The organism is Streptomyces diastatochromogenes, assembly GCF_002242805.1.
GTDB lineage: Bacteria > Actinomycetota > Actinomycetes > Streptomycetales > Streptomycetaceae > Streptomyces > Streptomyces diastatochromogenes.
In genome coordinates, this window is sequence record NZ_MCGQ01000030.1 from 85034 (window position 1) to 104861 (window position 19828).

Annotated in this window: 18 protein-coding genes; 10 read left to right on the plus strand and 8 right to left on the minus strand. The window is 71.6% G+C overall.

What is annotated here, in order from left to right; genetic code table 11:
* Positions 1-129: 129 nt before the first annotated feature.
* Positions 130-915 carry an SDR family NAD(P)-dependent oxidoreductase gene (locus BEK98_RS31435; RefSeq protein ID WP_094220109.1) on the minus strand — a complete coding sequence of 262 codons (786 nt, stop codon included), beginning with the start codon at positions 913-915 and terminating at the stop codon, positions 130-132.
* An 88-nt stretch (positions 916-1003) separates the two neighbouring features.
* Here BEK98_RS31435 and BEK98_RS31440 point away from each other — a divergent pair, with 88 nt between their 5' ends.
* The 3 genes from BEK98_RS31440 (at position 1004) to BEK98_RS31450 (ending at position 5020) form a co-directional block, all read left to right on the plus strand.
* Complete coding sequence (locus BEK98_RS31440) at positions 1004-1855, plus strand: helix-turn-helix transcriptional regulator (RefSeq protein ID WP_094220110.1); 852 nt, start codon at positions 1004-1006, stop codon at positions 1853-1855.
* A gap of 469 nt (positions 1856-2324) precedes the next feature.
* Positions 2325-3443, plus strand: a complete 1119-nt coding sequence (locus tag BEK98_RS31445) for an MFS transporter (RefSeq protein ID WP_208643290.1) — start codon at positions 2325-2327, stop codon at positions 3441-3443.
* Between the two features lie 125 nt (positions 3444-3568).
* Positions 3569-5020 (plus strand): amidase, encoded by a 1452-nt coding sequence (locus BEK98_RS31450; RefSeq protein ID WP_094220111.1) that lies wholly within the window; start codon positions 3569-3571, stop codon positions 5018-5020.
* Between the two features lie 44 nt (positions 5021-5064).
* Here the strand turns inward: BEK98_RS31450 and BEK98_RS31455 are convergent, their stop codons facing one another.
* Complete coding sequence (locus tag BEK98_RS31455; protein WP_208643288.1) at positions 5065-6048, minus strand: ArsR/SmtB family transcription factor; 984 nt, start codon at positions 6046-6048, stop codon at positions 5065-5067.
* A 57-nt stretch (positions 6049-6105) separates the two neighbouring features.
* Between BEK98_RS31455 and BEK98_RS31460 the strand changes: the two genes are divergently transcribed.
* Entirely contained in the window at positions 6106-7410 is a 1305-nt protein-coding gene (locus tag BEK98_RS31460) for an MFS transporter (protein WP_094220112.1), read from the plus strand.
* A gap of 113 nt (positions 7411-7523) precedes the next feature.
* Here BEK98_RS31460 and BEK98_RS31465 read toward each other — a convergent pair whose 3' ends face one another.
* Positions 7524-8465: a LysR family transcriptional regulator gene (locus tag BEK98_RS31465; RefSeq protein WP_094220113.1), complete on the minus strand. Its 942-nt coding sequence runs from the start codon at positions 8463-8465 to the stop codon at positions 7524-7526.
* 71 nt (positions 8466-8536) lie between these two features.
* Here BEK98_RS31465 and BEK98_RS31470 point away from each other — a divergent pair, with 71 nt between their 5' ends.
* Entirely contained in the window at positions 8537-9424 is an 888-nt protein-coding gene (locus BEK98_RS31470) for an SDR family NAD(P)-dependent oxidoreductase (RefSeq protein ID WP_094220114.1), read from the plus strand.
* Position 9425: 1 nt separating this feature from the next.
* On the opposite strand, the gene BEK98_RS31475 is transcribed toward BEK98_RS31470, so the two are convergent.
* Complete coding sequence (locus BEK98_RS31475) at positions 9426-10877, minus strand: purine-cytosine permease family protein (RefSeq protein ID WP_208643289.1); 1452 nt, start codon at positions 10875-10877, stop codon at positions 9426-9428.
* Between the two features lie 237 nt (positions 10878-11114).
* Here BEK98_RS31475 and BEK98_RS31480 point away from each other — a divergent pair, with 237 nt between their 5' ends.
* Positions 11115-11966: a serine hydrolase gene (locus tag BEK98_RS31480; protein ID WP_094220133.1), complete on the plus strand. Its 852-nt coding sequence runs from the start codon at positions 11115-11117 to the stop codon at positions 11964-11966.
* Between the two features lie 51 nt (positions 11967-12017).
* Here BEK98_RS31480 and BEK98_RS31485 read toward each other — a convergent pair whose 3' ends face one another.
* Positions 12018-12722 carry a DUF4232 domain-containing protein gene (locus BEK98_RS31485; protein ID WP_094220116.1) on the minus strand — a complete coding sequence of 235 codons (705 nt, stop codon included), beginning with the start codon at positions 12720-12722 and terminating at the stop codon, positions 12018-12020.
* Positions 12723-12952: 230 nt separating this feature from the next.
* On the opposite strand from BEK98_RS31485, the gene BEK98_RS31490 reads away from it, so the two are divergent.
* The 4 genes from BEK98_RS31490 (at position 12953) to BEK98_RS31505 (ending at position 18527) form a co-directional block, all read left to right on the plus strand.
* A complete protein-coding gene (locus BEK98_RS31490; RefSeq protein WP_094220117.1) occupies positions 12953-14026 on the plus strand; it encodes an NAD(+)/NADH kinase in 1074 nt (357 codons plus the stop codon).
* 96 nt (positions 14027-14122) lie between these two features.
* On the plus strand, positions 14123-14929 hold the full coding sequence (locus BEK98_RS31495) for an intradiol ring-cleavage dioxygenase (RefSeq protein ID WP_094220118.1): 807 nt from the start codon (positions 14123-14125) through the stop codon (positions 14927-14929).
* 42 nt (positions 14930-14971) lie between these two features.
* Positions 14972-17443 carry an ATP-binding protein gene (locus BEK98_RS31500; protein ID WP_094220119.1) on the plus strand — a complete coding sequence of 824 codons (2472 nt, stop codon included), beginning with the start codon at positions 14972-14974 and terminating at the stop codon, positions 17441-17443.
* A gap of 307 nt (positions 17444-17750) precedes the next feature.
* Positions 17751-18527, plus strand: coding sequence for a CAP domain-containing protein (locus tag BEK98_RS31505; RefSeq protein WP_094220120.1), 777 nt, complete (start codon positions 17751-17753; stop codon positions 18525-18527).
* 31 nt (positions 18528-18558) lie between these two features.
* On the opposite strand, the gene BEK98_RS31510 is transcribed toward BEK98_RS31505, so the two are convergent.
* The 3 genes from BEK98_RS31510 to BEK98_RS31520 all read right to left on the minus strand — a co-directional run.
* Positions 18559-18885 carry an SCO4225 family membrane protein gene (locus BEK98_RS31510; protein ID WP_094220121.1) on the minus strand — a complete coding sequence of 109 codons (327 nt, stop codon included), beginning with the start codon at positions 18883-18885 and terminating at the stop codon, positions 18559-18561.
* A gap of 106 nt (positions 18886-18991) precedes the next feature.
* Positions 18992-19270: a Sec-independent protein translocase subunit TatA gene (gene tatA, locus BEK98_RS31515; protein ID WP_094220122.1), complete on the minus strand. Its 279-nt coding sequence runs from the start codon at positions 19268-19270 to the stop codon at positions 18992-18994.
* Positions 19271-19384: 114 nt separating this feature from the next.
* Positions 19385-19828 (minus strand): LytR C-terminal domain-containing protein (locus BEK98_RS31520; RefSeq protein ID WP_143684189.1); only part of this gene is annotated, 444 nt, incomplete at its 5' end.

A 19828-nucleotide genomic window follows, 5' to 3' on the forward strand; every position in this document is an offset into this window, starting at 1 on the left:
AGATTCGTTCGACGAGAGGGTGGCCGCATCGGACCGGCGGTCGCAATGGGGGAGATCACACACGGCACGGACTCGGCGGTTCCGGTTCTTGACTCGGGCCCGCGCTCAGGCCCGGACTCAGGCCGGCGCTCAGGCCCGCGCCCCGCCGTCGACTCGAAGGACCGTGCCGGTCACGAAGGAGGAGCGGTCGCTGAGGAGCCAGGCGGCGGCCTCGGCGATCTCGTCGGGGTCGGCGGTGCGGCGCAGCGGGGTCTGTGCCTTGATCCGGTCGAGGACTCCGGGCGATTCCGCTTCCCAGGTACGGATCATTTCGGTCAGCGTGCCGCCGGGGGCGATCGCGTTGACGCGGATGCCCTCCGGGCCGTAGGTGACGGCGGCCGACTCGGTGAGGCTGTTGACGGCCCGCTTCGTCGCGCCGTAGACGGGCAGTTCGGGGTTTCCTCTCAGGCTGCCGACGGACGAGTTGTTGACGATGGCCCCGCTCCCGGCAGTGGCCCGGATGGCGGCGACCTCGGCGACCATGGCCACCCAGACGCTCTTGAGGTTCACGGTGCAGACATGGTCGAATTCGGCCTCCGGGAGCTGGTCCATGGGGCCGGGCCGCTGGATGGTCGCACCGTTGTTGAAGGCGATGTCGAGGCGGCCGTACAGGTCGACGGCGCGGTCCACGGCTGCGCGCACACCGGCCGCGTCGGCCAGATCGCACACCACGTAGTCGGCGGTGCCGCCCGCCGCCCTGACCTCCTCGGTCACCGCCTTGAGCTGTTCCTCGGTCCGGGCCGCGAGCAGTACCTCGGCGCCCTCCCGGGCGAACAAGCGGGCTGCCGCGGCACCGATGCCGCGCCCGGCACCGGTGATGAAGGCGACCTTGCCTGCCAGCAGGCCCGAGGTGGAGTCGGTGGATGTGTTGTTCATGGCAGCGAGCCTGCGCCGGTCCGGGGAGGCCGATCCAGGCACCGGCTGTACCTGGATCGGCTCCCCTGCCCCCGCGCACACTGAGGGCGTGGACAGACGAGAACTGGCGGCCTTCCTGCGCAGCAGGCGCGAGCGGATCACCCCCGCCGAGGCGGGGCTGCCCACCGGGCCGCGCCGCCGCACCCCTGGGCTGCGCCGTGAGGAGGTGGCGCAGCTCGCGTTCATCTCGACCGAGTACTACACACGGCTCGAGCAGGCGCGCGGCCCGCGTCCCTCGCGCGAGGTGCTGGGCGGGCTGGCCCGGGCGCTGCGTCTGTCGGACGCGGAACGCGACCACCTCCACCACCTCGCCGGCGCACCGCCGGGCCCACCGCCCGGGCCGCCGCGCGAGGTGCGGCAGAGCATCCTGGACCTGCTGCACCGGCTGCCGCAGGCCGCCGCGATCGTGACGTCGGCGACGTTCGAGGTGCTCGCCTGGAACGATCTGGCGGCAGCCCTCACGGAGGACTTCTCCGCCCTGCCACGGCGCGAACGCAACCTGGTGCGCCGGGCCTTCCTAGGGCCGGGCCCCGATGGGCAGCGGCTGTACGGGGTGTCCGACGCGGACGAGTTCGCCCGTGTCTCGGCCCAGCGTCTGCGCGCTGCCGCCGCCCGCTACCCCGACGACCCCGAGCTGACCGGCCTGATCGGTGAACTGCTCACCGGCAGCGAGGAGTTCGCCCGGCTGTGGGCCTCCCATGACGTGTCCGCCGAGCCGACCCTGTGCAAGACCTTCCAGCACCCGATGGTCGGCCCGGTGACCGTCAACTGCGACGTCCTCCACATCACCGACCGGGACCAGCAGGTGGTGATCTACACCGCCGCCCCCGGCTCACCGTCCGAGGAAGCGCTACGGCTGCTGTCGGTCATCGGCACCCAGCGCATGGACGCCTTCCGCTGAGCGGGGTCAGGCCGGGCGTCGGGAGCGGCGACGCATTCCGCTGATCGGCGCCAGGGAGCCACGGCGCCGTCCGCCGGCGCCTGCAGCAGTCGACCGTGCAGAACTGCACGGCCCCGTCGATCACGTCCACGACCCACACCTCGCCGTCCACCGGGAGCACGGCGGAGACGGTGATCGTCGGCCAGGCGGTCAAGCGCCCGGGCCGGCGGGCGCCCGCGCCGAGACCGCCCCGCGCCTGGGCAAGTGCTTTCGACCCCGGGACGACGGGGTGGTCCCGAAGGCCATGCCTGAGCCTTTGACCTCACCCCCATCTGGCAGATGAATTCGGTTGCGGCGGGACCGATGAGGCCGGTGAGGTACTTCCATGGACGGTGCCACGGGGCAGGCGCAGCGGGCGAGGGCAGGAAGGGGCCGTGCGATCACGGGGCAGCCGGCGCCCTGGCACGGCCCGGCGGTGCTCGGGGCTCTGATGCTGGCCGCCTTCACCTTCAACACCGCGGAGAACCTGCCGGTCGGCCTTCTGGAGCTCATCTCCGAGAGCCTGCGGGTGTCCCTGTCAGCGGTCGGTCTGCTGGTCACTGGCTACGGCGTCATGGTGGCCGTAGCTTCGGTGCCGCTCGCCCACGTCGTGCGGGCCGTGCCCCGACGCCATGTGCTCACGGGACTGCTGGCCGGGCTCGTCGTGTCCAGTCTGGTCGCGTCGCTGGCGACCTCCTACTGGCTGCTCCTCGTGGCGCGGCTGCTGACCGCGCTCGCCCAGGCGCTGTTCTGGGCGGTGATGGGGCCGGTCGCGGTGGGCCTGTTCACGCCCGAAGTCCGCGGACGTGTGGTCGGGGCGCTGTCCGTCGCCGGTTCGCTCGCCCTCGTGCTCGGTGTTCCTGCCGGGACCTGGCTGGGCCAGCAGAACAGTTGGCGGGTCCCCATCGCCATACTCGCGGCTCTGGGGCTCGGCTCTCTGGTGACCATCGCCGTTCTGCTGCCGACCTCGCGTCCGGAAGAAGAGCCCGCGGCCTACGGAAGCAGGCCCGACGTCCGGCGGTTCCGGACGGTGCTGGCGACCGGAACCCTGTCCGCCACCGGGGCGTTCGCGGGGTACACCTACATCGTCACGTTCCTCGGCGACGTGAGCGGGTTCTCCCCGAGCACGGTGACCGCCCTGTTCGTGGCCTTCGGCGTCGCGTGTCTGGCCGGGGTGAGCATCACCGGGGCGTTGCTGGACCGCTTTCCGCAGTCCGCGCTGACCGTTGCCGTAGCCACTCAGGCCGTGGGCATGCTGGGTCTGTACGCGGCCGGCAGCGATCCCGTGGCGGCGGTGGTGTTCCTGACGCTGATGGGCGGTGCGCTCGGGCCGGTGTTCATGACCACCCAGAACGCGATGCTGCAGTGCGCACCGGGCCGTACGGACATTGCGCTCGCGGCGAACTCCGGTTCCTACAACGCCGGTATCGCGGCGGGTGCCGCCCTCGGGGGACTGATCCTGCCGCTGGCCGACGTACGGGGCGCCTTTCTCGCCGGCGGGCTGCTGACCGTCGGGGCATGCGCGGTGCAACTCGGTGGGCGGCCGCTGCGTTGCGGCGAACACCCGTGATCGAGACCGGTAGTTGAGCCGCGCCAACGGGTGTGATCCGGGTCATGGGCAGCGGTGCGGATACCAATCCCGTTGCGCGAAGCGGCATTTCGTGGCCTGTTCCAGCGGCCGGTACGGTCGGATTCATGGACTGGAATTTTCAGACGGCCGAAGAACTCGCGGCTGCCTTGCGTGCCGGTGAAGTGACCTCGGCGGAACTGACCGACCAGGCGATCGCCCGTATCGAGCGGGACGACAAGGCGATCAACGCGATCTGTGTGCCGGACTTCGACCGTGCACGGGCCGCCGCGCGCGGTGCCGACCAGGCGCGTGCCCGCGGTGAGGACCGGCCGCTGCTCGGCATTCCGGTGACGGTCAAAGAGTCGTACAACATGGCTGGGCTGCCCACGACCTGGGGCATGCCGCAACACCGGGACTATGTGCCGGCCGAGGACGCGGTACAGGTGTCGCGGCTCAAGGCCGCGGGCGCGGTAGTGCTGGGTAAGACCAATGTGCCCTTGGGGCTGCAAGATATCCAGAGCTTCAACGAGATCTACGGCACCACCAACAATCCGTGGGATCACGATCGCACGCCGGGCGGATCCTCCGGCGGATCAGCGGTGGCCCTGGCGTCCGGATTCGGCGCGCTGTCCATCGGCTCCGACATCGGCGGCTCGTTGCGTACCCCCGCACACTTCTGCGGTGTCTACGCACACAAGCCGACACTCGGGCTGGTGCCGACCCGCGGTATGGTCCCGCCGGCCGTGCCCGCACTGCCGACCGACCCCGACCTCGCCGTCGCCGGTCCGATGGCGCGCACGGCCCGCGACCTCACGCTCCTGCTCGACGTCATGGCCGGACCGGACCCGCTGACGTTCGGTGTGGCGCACGACTTGACGCTGCTGCCCCCGCGCCACGAGCGCCTCTGCGACTTCCGGGTCCTGGTCCTCGACGAGCATCCGCTCATTCCGACCGGGTCCGCCGTGCGGGCGGGCGTGAACCGGGTGGCCGACGCGCTTGCCGACGGCGGCGCCCACGTCGAACGGCACAGTCCGCTGCTGCCCGATCTGACCGAAGCCGCGGTGCTCTACACGCAGTTGCTGGTTTCGAGCGTGACCGTACGTTTTCCCGTCGAAGCGTACGAGCAGCTGCGGACCCTCGCCGCCGGACTGAGCGCGGACGACCAGAGTCTCGATGCGGCACGGCTGCGCGGCATGGTGTTCAGCCACCGCGACTGGATCGAGGCGAACAGCCGTCGCGAGCTCCACCGCCACGGCTGGCGGCAGCTCTTCGCCGAGTTCGACGCCGTGGTGTGTCCCATCACGCCCACTCCCGCGTTCCCGCACGACCACAACCCCGATCCGAGGGAACGCCGGATCGAGATCGACGGCGTCGAGTATCCGTACTTGGACCAGCTCGTCTGGGCCGGTCTGGCCACCATGCCCGGCCTGCCCGCCACCGCCGTACCAGCGGGCCGGTCCCCCGAGGGTCTGCCGGTGGGGGTGCAGCTCATCGGTCCGATGTTCGAGGACCGCACCCCGCTGCGGCTGGCCGAACTGCTCGAGCAGAAGATCGGCGGCTTCCAGGCACCGAAGTAGGGCGTACGACCGGGTGCCCGTCGAGGACTGTCGCCGACTGAGGCTCAACGGCACAGCTCGTTCCCCAGCGCCGTGCGCGCGTACCGCACCGTACGGCCGCTGCGGGTGCGGCTGAGCAGGCCCGCGTCGTAGAGGACGGCCAGGTGCTGGCTGACCGCGCCGGGAGTGACGTCGAGGCGATGGGCCAGTTCGGTCGTGGAGGCAGGTTCGGCGAGGAGGCTCAGCAGGCGGGCGCGGGGGTGTCCGAGGAGCCGTATCAGGGCGCGGTCGGTGACCGGTGGTGGTGCCTCCGAGAGGGTGGCGCGGCCGCGGGCCGGATAGATGAGCACCGGCGGGCGCGACGGGTCGATCACCGTCTGGGCGCCACGGGCGAAGACCGTCGGCATCAGCACCAGGCCGCGCCCGGCGATGCGGATGTCGGCCGGCGGCCAGGGGGCCGTGTCGCGTGTGCGGGTCAGCCGCAGCTGTTCGCCGGTCCACACGAGTCGCGAGTCGAGGCCGACGAAGAGTGCCGCCGCCCCTTGCTCCGCCAACACCCGTGCCTGGTGGGCGAGATCGGCCTCCAGGATGCTCTGCACGCGCGGCCACCAGCCGTCGTTGAGGCAGGTGTGCCAGTAGGCGTCGACGGCGTCGGTGAGCCGGGCGAGAAAGGCCGCGGGGTCGGCCAGGCCCCGCGCGACGACCGGTGGGAGCGCGTCGTCGGTGCGGTACGTGGCGTGGAAGTCGGCGGTGACGACGTCCGGCGGGGTGCGGCGGACCTCGTCGAGTTCCTCGGCGAACGTGGGGCGGGCGCGGGCGGGGCGCGGGGTGAGGAAGTCGGGCACCCACAGCCAGGGGGCGATGAGTGCGGTGAGCAGTTCGCGGTCGAGGGTCTCCAGGCGTGGGCGGATGCGGCGCAGCCACGGCCGGTGATGCGGGTAGCGGGCCGGGTCGTGCAGGCAGCGCAGCGAGAACACCGCCTCCTGGAGCGGGGAGTAGGCGAAGGAGGTGGTGGCGAGGTCGCCGACGGCGAAGCGGAACTCGATCATTGAGCGCCACGCTAAATCATTGTCGGACGCCGGTGAAGACGGGGTTGGCTGTCGGGCATGACCACGACACCTGTCTCATCCGCCTCTGACCAGCACGACAGTCCCGAGGCGAGTCGCGCGACCCGTGCGGGCAGGCTCCTGCCGGCCGACCCGGTCCTGCGTCTCGCCACCGTGCTGACCGTCGTCAACTCCCTCGGCAACGGGCTCTACTTCCCGCTCGGCATCCTGTACTTCACCCGCATCGTCGGCCTGGACGCGACCGCGGTCGGCGTCGGGATGACGGTCGCGGGTCTGGTGGGTGTCGCCGCCGGGGTGCCCGCCGGGCGGGCCGCGGACCGGTGGGGCGCGCGGCGGGTCGGGGCCCTGATGTGGGGCGGCACCGGGATCGCCACGGCCGCGTACACCCTGGTGCACTCCTACACCGGGTTCCTCGTGACGGTGATCTGTGCGACGGCGTTTCAGATGGCGAGCCGCGGGGTGCAGGGCGCGCTCTACGCCGATGTGCTGCCTGCGGCCACCCGGGTGGAGGCACGGGCGTATCTGCGGATGGTGACGAACGTCGGGATGGGCGTGGGCGGCGCGCTCGGCGCGGTCGCTCTCCAACTGGACACGCGGGGCGCGTATCTGGCGGTGATCGTGCTGAACGCGCTGTCCTTCGCGGGTCCCGCGCTGCTGGTGCCGCGGATGCCGCTGGCCTCGCATGTACGCGAGCGGGCGGCGCTGGACGCCGACGCCCCCGCCGTCGACCGCTGGCGGGCGGTGCGTGACCTGCCGTTCCTGGCGGTGACCGTGCTCAACGCGGTGCTGGTCGTGCAGTACACGCTGTCCGAGGTCGGGCTGCCGCTGTGGATCGTGGAACGGACCGAGGCGCCGCGCTGGACGGCAGCCCTGCTGATGATCGTCAACTGTGTGCTGGTGGCGCTCCTGCAGGTGCGGGTCGCCCGCCGTGCCTCCCAAGTACCCAGCGCGGTACGGGCGATGGGCTGGTCGGGACTGCTGCTGGCCGCGTCCTGCGCGGTGTACGCCCTGTCCGCCGGCCTCTCCCCCGTGTGGGCGGTGCTGTCGCTGACCGCCGGTGCGGTGGTGCAGGTCTTCGCCGAGGTGCTGTCGGCGGCCGGCGGCTGGACCCTCGGGTACGAACTGGCCGACGCCCGCGCGCACGGCGTCTACCAGGGGGTGTTCGGCGCCGGGATGTCGGCCGGGATGATGGCGGGACCGGCCCTGGTCACCGTCACCGCCGTCGCCCACGGCACCCTCGGCTGGGCGGTGCTCGGCGTGGTGTTCGCCCTGGCCGGACTCGCGGTGACCCCCGCCGTACGCTGGGCCCAGCGCGACGGCGCCTGGCGAGGCGAACCGGCCTGACGCCGCACACCCACCGCTCACGCGGGCGGCTGCGCCCGCTCCGGCGTATCGAGGCCAAGGGCTGCGGCGCGGAGGGTGGTTGCCACACGGGTGACCACTTCGACACCCACCGGTCACACGGACGGCTGCGCCCCGTCCGGCGTATCGAGGTCAAGAGCCGCCGCACGGAGGGCCGTTGCCACCCGGGTGACCGCTTCGCTCGGTGGGTGCGGTAGGCGGGCCAGGAGGAGGCGGCGTTGTTCCTGGGGGCCGCCGCGGACCGGCAGGATGCGTACGCCGGGTGGTGCGGCGGGAGCGAGGGAAGCCGGGACGGTGGTCAGTCCGCAGCCGGCGGCGACCAGGTAGAGCTTGGCCAGCCAGTCACGGGCGGTGTGGGCGATGTCGGGTCGCTCGTCCAGGCCCGGCCACACGCCCATCAGACCGTCGGCTCCGGAGGTGGAACCGGTGATCCAGCGCTGACCGCGCAGGTCGGCCACGTCGACGAAGTCGCCGCGGGCGAGCGGGTGGGTGGCGGGCACCGCGAGGCGCAGGGCGCGTTCGGTGAGCGTTCGCAGCTCCAGCGGGGGTGACTCGGCGTCCGGCGGCCGGAACGGCGGCGCCGACGCGAGCAGCGCCAGGTCCAGGCTGCCGGCGCGCAGTGCACGTACCAGGGCGGGGGTGCTGCCCTCCCGGCCGACGACGTCGAGGCCGGGGTCCGTGCGGCGCAGTGCGATCAGGGCCCTGGGCACCAGCACCGCTCCGGCGCTGGGGAACCAGCCGAGCCGGACCGTCCCGGCCTGCCCGGGAAGGCCGGACAGTTCGCGCGCGGCCGCGTCGATCTCGTCGAGCACGACCGTCGCCCGGCGCATGACGAGATGACCCGCCGCGGTCAGCCGTACACCGTCACGCCTGCGTTCCAGCAGCTCGGCGCCCGCCACCCGTTCGATCGCGGCGATCTGCCGGGACACCGCCGACTGGGTGTAGCCCAGCGAGGCCGCGGCCGCGGTGAAGGTCCCCTGCTCGGCCACCGCGCGGAAGACGCGCAGCGCGGTCAGCGACACATCGGTGAAGTCCATGACGATTACGCATACCAGGCTTGCGTGACTTTCGTTGGACTCATGGTCCGCGCGTTTCTAGCGTGGCAGGCATGAACGCTTCACGCATCGCCCTCGTCACGGGCGCCAACCAGGGGCTCGGCCGCGCTCTCGTCGAGGGGCTGGCGGCCCGGATGGGCCCCGACGACCTGGTCCTGCTCACCGGCCGCAACCCGCAGCGCGTCGCCGAGGCGGCCGACCAGGTGGCCCAACTGCCCGGCACCCGCGGTCAGGTGCGGGGCCTGGTCCTGGACGTCACCGACACCGGCGCCGTCGACCGTTTGGCCGGCGAACTCCAGGAGCAGTACGGCGGGGTCGACGTCGTGATCTCCAACGCGGTGGCCCGGGTGCTGCCCGACGAGTCACAGGCCGCGCGTGCCGACGAGTTCATCGATGTCTCCAACACGGCCACGCACGCGATCCTGCGCTCGTTCGGGCCGGTCCTGCGCCCGGGTGGCCGGCTGCTCGTCGTGGCCAGCAGTCTGGGCACCCTCGGCCACCTCGACACGCGGCTGCACCACCTGTTCGACGGCGCGAGCCTCGACCAGGTCGAGCACGCCGTCGAGTCGTGGCGTAGCGCCGTCCGCGACGGGACCGCGGAGGAGGCGGGCTGGCCGCGTTGGCTGAACGTGCCCTCCAAGGTGGCCCAGGTCGCCGCCGTCCGGGCGGTCGCGGCCGAACGCCGCGCGGACGACCTCGCCACCGGCACGCTGATCGCCTCCGTCTGCCCCGGCATGGTCGACACCGCCACCTCCCGACCCTGGTTCGGCGACTACAGCCACGCCCAGTCCCCCGCCGAGGCCGCCCGGGCCGTGCTCGACCTGGTCCTCGCCGACGGTGTCGATCCGGCGCTGTACGGCGAGCTGGTCCGTTTCGGCAAGCCCCTGAACTGGTACGACGGCACGCCCCCGGTGGAGCAGGACCGGATGCTCACGCCCTGAGTCAGGGTTCGCGGTGCTCGTGTGCCGCCTGCTCCAGCGCCGCCGCCTCCGCCTCCGCCACGCGCGTCTCGGCCTCCACGTCGATCGAGCGGGTCAGCCACCAGTACAGCAGCGCGGAGACCGGAAGGCCGATGAACAGGGAGATGTCGGCTCCGCCGAGCGCGTCGGCGGCGGGGCCGACGTACAGGGTTCCGACGGAGAAGAACGGGATCATGACGGCGAAGCCGACCAGGTACGCGATGATGCCGTGCCAGCCCCAACGCCCGTAGATGCCGTTCGGGTTGAAGATCTCGGCGACGGCGTAGTGCCCGCGGCGTACGACGTAGTAGTCCATGAGGTTCACCGCGGTCCACGGGATGAACAGGTAGAGCACCAGCAGCAGGAAGTTGTTGAAGTTCGCGAGGAAGTTGGAGGTCGCGGCGAGCGCGCCGACCAGGGAGAGGGCGGCGGTCAGCCCGATGGTCAGCAGACGTACGCCGAGCGTGGGCTGCACCCGCTTGAAGGAGTCGATGGCGCTGATGAGGGTCAGGGAGCCGCCGTACATGTTCAGCGCGGTGACGGACACCAGGCCCAGGGCGGAGAAGAGGAGCACGATCGCGCCGAATCCGCTGAACACCTTGTCGCCGGCGGCGTTGATCGAGGGGATCGTGTCGAAGCTCTCGCCGGCCCAGGCGGCCAGCAGTGCTCCGAGCACCATCAGCCAGATTCCGCCGAGCGCGGAGCCGAAGTACGTCCAGTAGAAGGTCTTGCGGACCGTCACGTCCGGCGGGAGGTAGCGCGAGTAGTCCGAGACGTAGATGGCCCAGCTGATCTGGTAGCCGGCGACCACGCCGAACTGGGCGAGGAACGGCGTCCACTTGAAGGCGCCGAGGTCGAAGGAGCCCGCCGGGTAGTGCAGGGTGACCAGGATGCCGACGGTGAAAACCCCGAAGATGAGGAGGAAGGTGTAGGTCAGGAACCGCTCGGCCTTGTGGATGACGTCGTAGCCCACGAGTGCGATGACGAGCGCGACCACCGTGACCACGACGACCCAGAGCTTCACGCCGCCGTGCACCGTGGTGTGCATGGCGTCGGCGGCGAGGACGCTGTTGAAGACGTTGAACCCCGCGTACTGGACGTAGGCGAAGACCCACACCAGGAGGGCGCCGACGTAGCCGAACTGGGGCCGCGACTGGATCATCTGGGGCAGGCCCAGCTGGGGCCCCTGGGCCGAGTGGAAGGCCATGAAGAAGGTGCCGATCAAGGTACCGGCGACGATGGCCAGCAGCGACCAGATGAGGTTGCCGCCCTCGGTGATGCTGATCAGCCCTACCGCGAGGGTGGCGATCTGGGCGTTGGACATGAACCACAGGGGGCCCAGGTGCCACAGCTTGCCGTGCCGCTCGTCCAGGGGGACGTAGTCGATGGACCGGATCTCCAGGCCCGACACTCTCGGCTCAGCTGATGTGCTCATGACGCCTCCCGGGCCCAGTGTGCCTCTCTGGTCACTTTCTTCCCCTTGAGTGAGGAGGGCAAGCCGGTCCGGCGGCCACGCGGCGCGACGATCGGTCACGTTCGGTCCACGTGTTGCTCTGCTCACAATTCGCGCCAAAAGGGCCCTGCCGTGGCAGCGGTCACTTCGCCGAGCGGGCGTTTTGTTTAGGTTCGCAGTTCTGTGTCCCTGCCCTCCGAACTGCCGAGGTCCCTCACCATGGCGTACCGAATCCGCTCCTTGTCGCTCGCGGCCGCGATGTCGACGCTGCTCGCGGCCGGTGCGCTCGCCCCGGCATCGGCGGCCGCGGCCACCACGTCGACACGGTCCGGCTCCGCCCCGGCCGACTTCCCCACGTCGGTGGGGGCGCGGGGCAAGGCGCGGGTGACGGCCGCGGTGCTCGACCTGGACGGTACGGGCCGGACGCCCGCGGTGTACGGCGACGACGCCCCCTACGACACGGCGAGCATCATCAAGGTCGACATCCTTGCCTCGGTGCTGCTCCAGGTGCAGGACTCCGGGAAGGCCCTGACCGCGAAGGAGCGCGCCCGGGCCGAGGCGATGATCGAGCACAGCGACAACGCGGCGGCGAACGCCCTGTGGCGGCGCATCGGCCTCGCACCGGGTCTCAAGGCGGCGAACAAGCGGCTGGGGCTGACCGCCACCCAGGGCGGCCCCGACGTCAGGTGGGGGCTGACCCGGACCACGGCGAGCGACCAGATACGACTGCTGCGCGCGGTGTTCGACACCGGTCCCGCCCCGAAGGCGGGCTCGGCGCCCGCCCTCGCCGACACGTCCCGCGGTTACATCCGCACCCTGATGAGCCGCGTCGCCGACGACCAGTCCTGGGGTGTCTCGGCGGCCGCGGGCTCCGAGTGGGCCCTGAAGAATGGCTGGCTGCAGCGCAACACGACCGGGCTGTGGGACGTCAACAGCGTCGGCCGGATCACGACCGGCGGACACCACTACCTCGTCGCGGTCCTGTCGGACGGCAACACCTCGATGAAGGACGGCGTCGCACTGGTGGAACGGGCGGCCCGGGCCGCCGTCACCTCGACGACGGCCCACTGACGCCGACCCGGCTCCCGACGAGGTCAGAAAGACGCCGTCAGGAAGACGAGGTCAGGAAGGCTTCACCGCCGACACCGCGGTCGCGGTGACCTTGTTGTCGCACTCGGCGATCTCACCGTCCGACAGGGCGACCTGGTGGGCCCCCGACCCGGGCAGGCCGACCACCAGTGTCGGGTACACGGTGGGCTTCGCACCGGAGGCGCAGTAGCCGTCGGCCTCGCCCTGCACCTGGACGAAGGTCAGCTTCACCCATGCCTTGCCGCCCGGCGCGAGCTTCACGCTCGACGCGGAACCGGTGGGGGTGACCTTCAGCGGAGCGTTGTGGTCGGGCGAGCCGTTGCCCGCCCCCGCCACCGTCGGGTGGCCCTGCAGTACGCAGGCCTTGCCGGAGACGTTGGTGAACTCGACGATCGCGGCTCCGGTGCCGGTGCCGTTCGGACGGTTGGCAGCCTGGTACGCGCTCGCCTCCAGAGCGGTGACCGGACACGTCGGCGCGGTGCCGCCCGACGGGTCGGACGCCGGCGTGGCAGTCGCGCCCGAGGGGGTGGAGGTGCCGCCGCCGACGGGCTTCGAGGCAGCGGTGGCCGGGCTGGTGGGAGAGGAGGCCGTGGGGGAAGCGGCCGCGGTGGCCGGGGCCTGGGACGACTTCTCGGCCGCCGGTGAGCCGCCACCCGACTGGCACGCGGTCAGCGACAGGGCGGCCGCGATCGTGGCCATCGCCGACACGGTGACGCGGGTGGTGTTTCGGTGCTGCATGGGGTCCCCCGATTTCGAAAGTAAGCCGGTCGACCGGCTCTGTGCCGGTGTTCACGCACAGAGACAGACTCATCTGACCAGGGGTTCCGCTGTGGATCAGCTGTGACACGCCAGTGACACGAACCGGGCGGGATCGGCACGGAAGCACACGGCGCGGCCTGGCGTGCGGGGTGCGGGCCGGGGATCGTGGTGAAGGAGGGCCCTGTGGGCGAGCCGGCTTGGAGGCGGGTATGACGGTGAACCGGATCGGCCTGGTCGTGCACGGCGGGCGGGCGGAAGCCGTGGCCGCCGCGCGCGCCGTGCGTGAGTGGAGCGCCGAGCACTCCGTGGGGTGTGCCGACATCGACGTGTGGCAGGAGGGGGCGCGGCACAGCGCCCGGGAGGAGCTGGACGCCGCGGGCGATCCGGATCTCATCGTCACCCTGGGCGGCGACGGAACCTTCCTGCGCGGGGCCCGGCTGGCGGCCGAGAACGACGCCCTGGTCCTCGGCGTCGACCTCGGACGGGTGGGCTTCCTGACGGAGGTCCCCGCCACGGCCGTGCGCGCCGCGCTGGACGCCGTACGGGAGGAACGGATCACCGTCGAGAGCCGGATGCTCCTGACCATGCGGGCGTCCTGCCGGCTGGAGGTGCCCGAGCAGATGGAGGCGCTGGTGCACTACGCCCGTGGACCGATGCTGCCCCCGCCCCCGGTGCGTGTGGAGTGCGAGACCGGTGACGACTGGGGCGTCGCCCTGAACATCACCGCGCTGAACGACGTCGTCCTGGAGAAGCTGGCCCGGGACCGGCAGGTGTCCGTCGGCGTCTACCTGGCCGGCCGGCTCCTCGCGTCGTACTCCGCCGACGCGCTGCTGGTGGCCACGCCCACGGGTTCGACCGCGTACAGTTTCGCCGCCGGTGGTCCGGTCGTCTCGCCCCGTGCGGAGGGCCTCATCTTCACGCCGGTGGCCCCACACATGACGTTCAACCGGTCGGTCGTGGCCGCTCCGGACGAGCCCATCGCGCTACGGGTCCTGGATCGTTCGGGCCAGGCCGCCGTCAGCGTCGACGGCCAGGTGCGCGGGGTGCTCAACCCCGGGGACTGGATCGGTGTGTACGCCGCTCCCCGCCGGCTCAAGGCGGTGCGGCTCGGCCCGATGGACTTCTACGGCCGGCTGCGCGAGCGCATGAACCTCACCGACGCGCCGGCCGCGCTCGCCGACGGGGTCGCCGCTCCGCTGTGGCCGGTGACCTCGCCCCCGCCGGGCGACCTCGCGCACCTGGCGCTGCCCACCGCTCCCCGCGAGTCGCGGCGGCTTTCCTGAGGGCTGCCGCACGCGCCTCGGGGGTTTCGTAACGCCTCCGATTTCATCGGTCGTCCGTACGATCCCAGGGTCCGGCGCCTGCGCCATCGTCACAGCATGACTGACACCCCCCACCACGACGCCGCGCAGCCGCAGCGCGCCCCCGAGCCGGCCGACGCTCCGGCCGGCGCCACCCGCAGGTCCGTCATCGCCACCCTGGGCGGGGCCACCCTCGGCGTGGCCGCACTGGGGCTCGCCGCCACGCAGCCGGCGGCCGCCTCGGACACCCGCACCGCGACGCCCCGGCTCGCGGCCGCGTGTGTCCTCACGCCCGAGCAGACCGAGGGGCCCTACTACCTGGACCTGGAGACGGTCCGCAAGGACATCACCGAGGGCAAGGCCGGCGTCCCTCTCACCCTGCGCGTCACGGTGACGGACAGCACCACCTGCGTCCCGCTGCCCAACACCGCGGTCGACATATGGCACTGCGACGCGCTCGGGGTCTACTCCGGATACGTGGCCGGCGGTTCCACCCCGGACACGACCTTCCTGCGCGGTGTGCAGCTGACCGACGCCGCCGGCGTCGCGGAATTCACCACCGTCTACCCGGGCTGGTACGTCGGCCGGGCCCTGCACATCCATGTCAAGACGCATGCGGGCGGCACGGTGTCCAACGGGACGTACCACGGAGGCCATGTGTCCCACACGGGCCAGCTCTACTTCCCGGAGACGTACAACACCCGCGTCGCCGCCCTGTCCCCGTACCGGAACAACACGGCGACCCGCACGCTCAACGCCCGGGACGGCATCTACCGCAACGGCGGGTCCTCGACCCTGCTGACCGTCACCCAGGCGGGCAGCGACCTCGGCAAGGGGGTGACCGGAACCGTAGTCCTCGGGATCAACCCCGCCGCCACGCCCTGAGGCGAGGGTTTCGTCCCGGGAACGGGCGGCCAGGAAACGGGGATGACCCGGAGTCGAGCGTGTGAGGTATGCGGCGCGGCACTGATCACGAGACCGCACGGCGGCCGGCCGGCTCGGTACTGTTCCAACGCCTGCAGACAACGGGCGCTCAGGCGACGACTGGCGGCACAGCGCGCCGCGCCGGCCGCACCACCGGCCACGTCTGCCACCACTGCCCACGACCGGGTCCCGCTGTCGGCGCTCGACTCCTTCGTCGGCCGGCGGCAGGAGTTGTCCCGCCTGCGCGCGCTGCTGAGGAGCACGCGTCTGCTCACGCTCACCGGCGCGGGCGGGGTCGGCAAGACGCGGCTGGCGCTGGAGTTCGCCAGGGCGTTACCGAACCGCTTCGCCCGGGTCGACCTCGTGGAGCTGGACTCGCTGCGGGACTGCACGGTGCCGGCGCAGTCCGTGGCCACCGCGCTGGGCGTGGGCGAACGCGCGGGCCGGACCGGTGTCGACGGTCTGGTCCGGGCGATCGGTGACACCTCGCGGCTGCTGGTCCTGGACAACTGCGAGCATGTGGCCGAGCCGTGCGCCCGGCTGGTCGCGACCCTGCTCGGCCGCTGTCCTCGGCTGCGGATCCTGGCCACCAGCCGGGAGGCCCTGCGGGTGCCCGGGGAGACGGTGTTCCGGGTCGGCGAGCTGTCCCTGCCCCCGGCCGACGCCGGGGACGACGTGGCGGCCCTGCTGCGGGCGGATGCCGTACGGCTGTTCGTCGAACGTGCCTCGAACCGCTCGCCCGGCTTCTCGCTCGACCGTGGCAACGCTCGTCCGGTCGCCGAGATCTGCCGGCGGCTGGACGGCCTGACCCTCGCCGTCGAACTCGCGGCCCGGCACGTCGGCGCCCTGGCACCGAGTGACATCCTGGCCGGGCTGGACGACCAGCTGTCCCAGCTGGACCTCCTGGCCGACGGAAGCAGAACCGGGCCCCGACGCCACCGAGGGCTCGCCGCCGCCGTCGACTGGAGTCATCGGCTGCTGGACCCGGCGGAGCGGGCCGTCTTCAGACGCCTTGCGGTCCTGGTCGGCGGGTTCGACGTGGCCGCCGCGCGGTCGGTGTGCGCGGGCGACGGCATCGGACCGGGGCAGGTCTTCCGCATCCTGTGCGCCCTGGAGGCCAAGTCCCTGGTCGTACGACTGCCGGGAGACGCGGCGCCCACCCGTTTCCGGCAGCTCGGCACCATCCGCGCCTACGCCATGGAGCGGCTGCGCGCGTCCGGAGAGCTGCCCGGCACCCTGCGACGAGCCCTCGCCTGGCTGACCGGGCTGGCCGACCGTGACCGCGGGGATGTGTTCGCCGACCAGGCGAGCAGCCCGCTGGCGGCGGAACGGGACAATCTCGCGTCGGTACTGGCCTGCGCCACCGGCCAGGACGACGCCGCGCGGGCGCGGCTCACCCTCGAGCTGGCGCGGGTGCACTACCAGCAGGAGCAGCCGTCCGCCGCCCGCGCACTGCTGACCGGACCGCTGGGCGGAGCCGACGCCCCGGCGCCGGGCGGAGAGGTGCCCGCGCTCGCCGCGCGGGTGGCCTGCCAGCAGGCCGACCTGGACGAAGCGCTGCGGCGGGGCGAGCAGGCAGTGGCCAGGGAGCGGATGCGCCACGACCCCGCCGGTCTGGCCAACGCCCTGGACGCCCGGGCGGCGGCGCGGCTGTGCCGCGGGGAGTTCACCGAGGCCGTCGCGGACCTGCGCGAGTGCCTGGACGTCGTCGCCTCGCTCGGCACACCGGAGGAGATCGCCTGGTGCACCCATCACCTGGCCTGGGCACTGCTCCAGGCGGGCCGGGCACCCGAAGCCGACGCACTCATGGCGCGGTGCCTGCCGGTACTCAGGGAGCAGGCACCCTGGCCTCGGACCGCGGCCGCGCTGCACACCGCGGGGGCCGTACGCCTGGCTCTCGGGCATCTGGAGAGCGCCGAGCGACTGTTCACCGAAGTCCTGCGGATCACTCCCGGGACAAGCTTCCACTCCTTGTATCCCGTAGAGGGCCTGGCCCTCGTGGCCGCCGAGAGCGGGGACCCGCAGCGCGCCCTGCGGTTGTACGAGGCGAGCGCGCGGGCACGGCACCGGCTGGACACCGAGCCCGAGGCGCCCTGGCGACGCACGATGGAACAGGCGGCGGACCGTGCCAGGAAACTGCTGTCGCCGGCCGCTCGGGAGGCCGCCGTCGCCGGCGCACGGGGGCTGCACGGGGAGCGGCTCGTCGCGTACGCCCTGCGGGCGAGGCGCGGCGCGGACGAGGGGTCCCGGCTGACCGCACGGGAGTCCATGGTGGTCGAGCTGGTCCGAGAAGGGCTGACCAACCGACAGATAGCGGAGCAACTCAGACTTTCGGTGCATACAGTCGCCACACACCTCGACAAGGTCCGCGACAAGCTAGGTCTTCGCTCACGCACACAGATCGCCCTGTGGGCGGCCGACGAGAACCGGAAGCTTTGGTTCCGTGACATCCGTCACGCCCTCCCCGAGAGCTAGCCGTGCCGAATAGTAGATGCCGCTCTGGCGACATATGGGATTTGTCCGGCTTGACGTAGGAGACTGGCGGGTCAGACAGGACGGCATGCCCTCGGCTCGGCATTTCCGCCCGTTCTCCGAAGCTCATCGGGTTTCTGACGGTGCAACAGCAACTCACGCAAACTGCGAACGCCGGACCAGCACGCTCACCTGCCCTTGGCAAGGGCCCTCGGGATCTACGAAGCAAGGTAGTACGAAGGCTCTTTGCGCTCCCTGTGAGGCCTTTCTAAGAATGACGGCCCGCAGGAAGTTACCGGTGAGGTCACGCATGGCGAAGCATCGTAAGAAGCAGCATTACCGGCGGATGGTCATCGCGGCTGTCGCCTTGAGTGCCGTGGGCGTACCGACCGCCGCCATGGCCTGTGGCGACTGGGGGAACGACGGCGCACCCCAGGCCGACGGTGCCGGGAACTACGCGGCCCAGACCTGGCAGTACCAGACCCATCGCCATCACCACCACAAGAGCCACTGGAAGCGCCACTGGCAGGATGGCGAGACCGGCACGCCCACGCCGGTGCCGTCGAAGACCCCGACCGCCTCCGCGACCCCCCACACGACCGTCAAGCCGAAGCCCAGGCCCAAGCCCACCGCGACGCACAGCGTCCCCAGGCCGACCGCCTCCGCGACCCCCACCCCGTCGAGCACCCCGAAGCCCAGCGCCACGGCCTCCGGGGTCGCCGCTCGCATCGTGGCGCTCGTCAACGCCGAGCGCGGCAAGGTCGGTTGCCCGGCCCTGACGCTGAACGCGACCCTGACCAAGGTGGCGCAGGCCCACAGCCAGGACATGGCGGCCCACCAGAACATGTCGCACACCGGGTCCGACGGGTCGTCCCCCGGCGACCGGATCACGAGCGCCGGCTACAGCTGGAGCACCTACGGCGAGAACGTCGCCTACGGCTACTCCACTCCCGAGCAGGTCATGGCGGGCTGGATGTCCAGCCCCGGCCACCGCGCCAACATCCTCAACTGCTCGTTCAAGGAGATAGGCGTCGGCCTGGCACAGCCCAACAGCTACTGGACGCAGGACTTCGGCACCGCCCGTTAGTCAGCGCAACAAGAGGCCTCCGGCCGTCTCCTCACGCACCGCTCGGGCGGGTGCCGTGACGGGGGCGGCCGGAGAGCTTTCGGTACGCGTCTCCGAGCACCACAGCCTGGAACAGGGCACCCACGACGATCCCGGTCCACGGGAGAGGCTCCGGCAGCATCAGGAACAGCCAGGAGGTGGGCGCCGTGACCACGAACAGCAACAGACCGGCGAAACTGGCGTCCTGTTGCTCGACGAAGTGCGCGTCCACCTCGACATAGGCGAGGACGCCGACCACCATCGCCAGATAGCCCAGTGCCATCGGGTTGAGCAGGTGGTGGCGCACCGTCGCGGTGAGGGAACGCGGCGAACCGTCCATGGCGAAGAGCCTCCTGAGATCGTTTCCGGCTTCCAACGATCCGGCAGGAGGGCGACACGGGCCTGAGTAGCCGTACTCACGTTCGCACGCGCGGCTACCCAGGATGTCAACGAGCGGCGGTGTCCTCGGCCATCGTGCGGGCCGCGGCCGTGTCACCCGGGGCGGTCTGGAAGACCTTGGGGGCCGACTGCTCGGGCGCACCTTCGGCGGGGGCCGCGGACTGCGCGACGCCGTCCTCCTTCATGGCCTTGGCCTCGCTCTTGAGGATGCGCATCGACTTGCCGAGCCCGCGGGCGGCCTCGGGCAGCTTCTTCGAGCCGAACAGCACGATGACGACGATCGCCACGATCAGCAGGTGCCAGGGTTCCAGTCCGTTGCGCAGCATCCCACCCACCCCATCTCCACGCCGGGCAGCGGTGCGCGCCGGACGGCCGCACCTGTTGCCATGATTGCTACCTTGCGCAACTGTACAACGGCCATATTCCACCGGGCCTTCAGGTCAGGCGTCGGAGTCGGGCTTGCTCCTGGCCGCCGCGTAGGCCTGGGCCGGGGTCATGGGGACACCGTTGAGGCTGACCGTCTTGTAGGGGCTGACCTTGGCGCAGGTCTTGGCCTGGTCGGCGGTCTGGGCGTGCGCGTTGGAGACCGCGGCCTTGGTGTCGGCGGGCGCGGGCGAGGACGTACCGCCGCTGTAGCTGGTGCCGCTGGGCCAGTCGCTGCCGATCACCAGGGTCAGGCCGCTGCCGGCACCCTGCTTCAGATGCGAGGCGGACAGGCCCAGTGTCTTCGCGACCGTCTGCGCCTGGGCCTTCTCACCGGTGCCGTAGGTGAGGGTGGTGGTGGTCGCGGGGCTGGGCGCGTTGGCCGTGGTCGTGTCCGGGCTGAAGCCCTGACCGGTGAGCGCGGTCGCGATCGCGGAGGCCCGGCCGGTGACCGTGGTGCC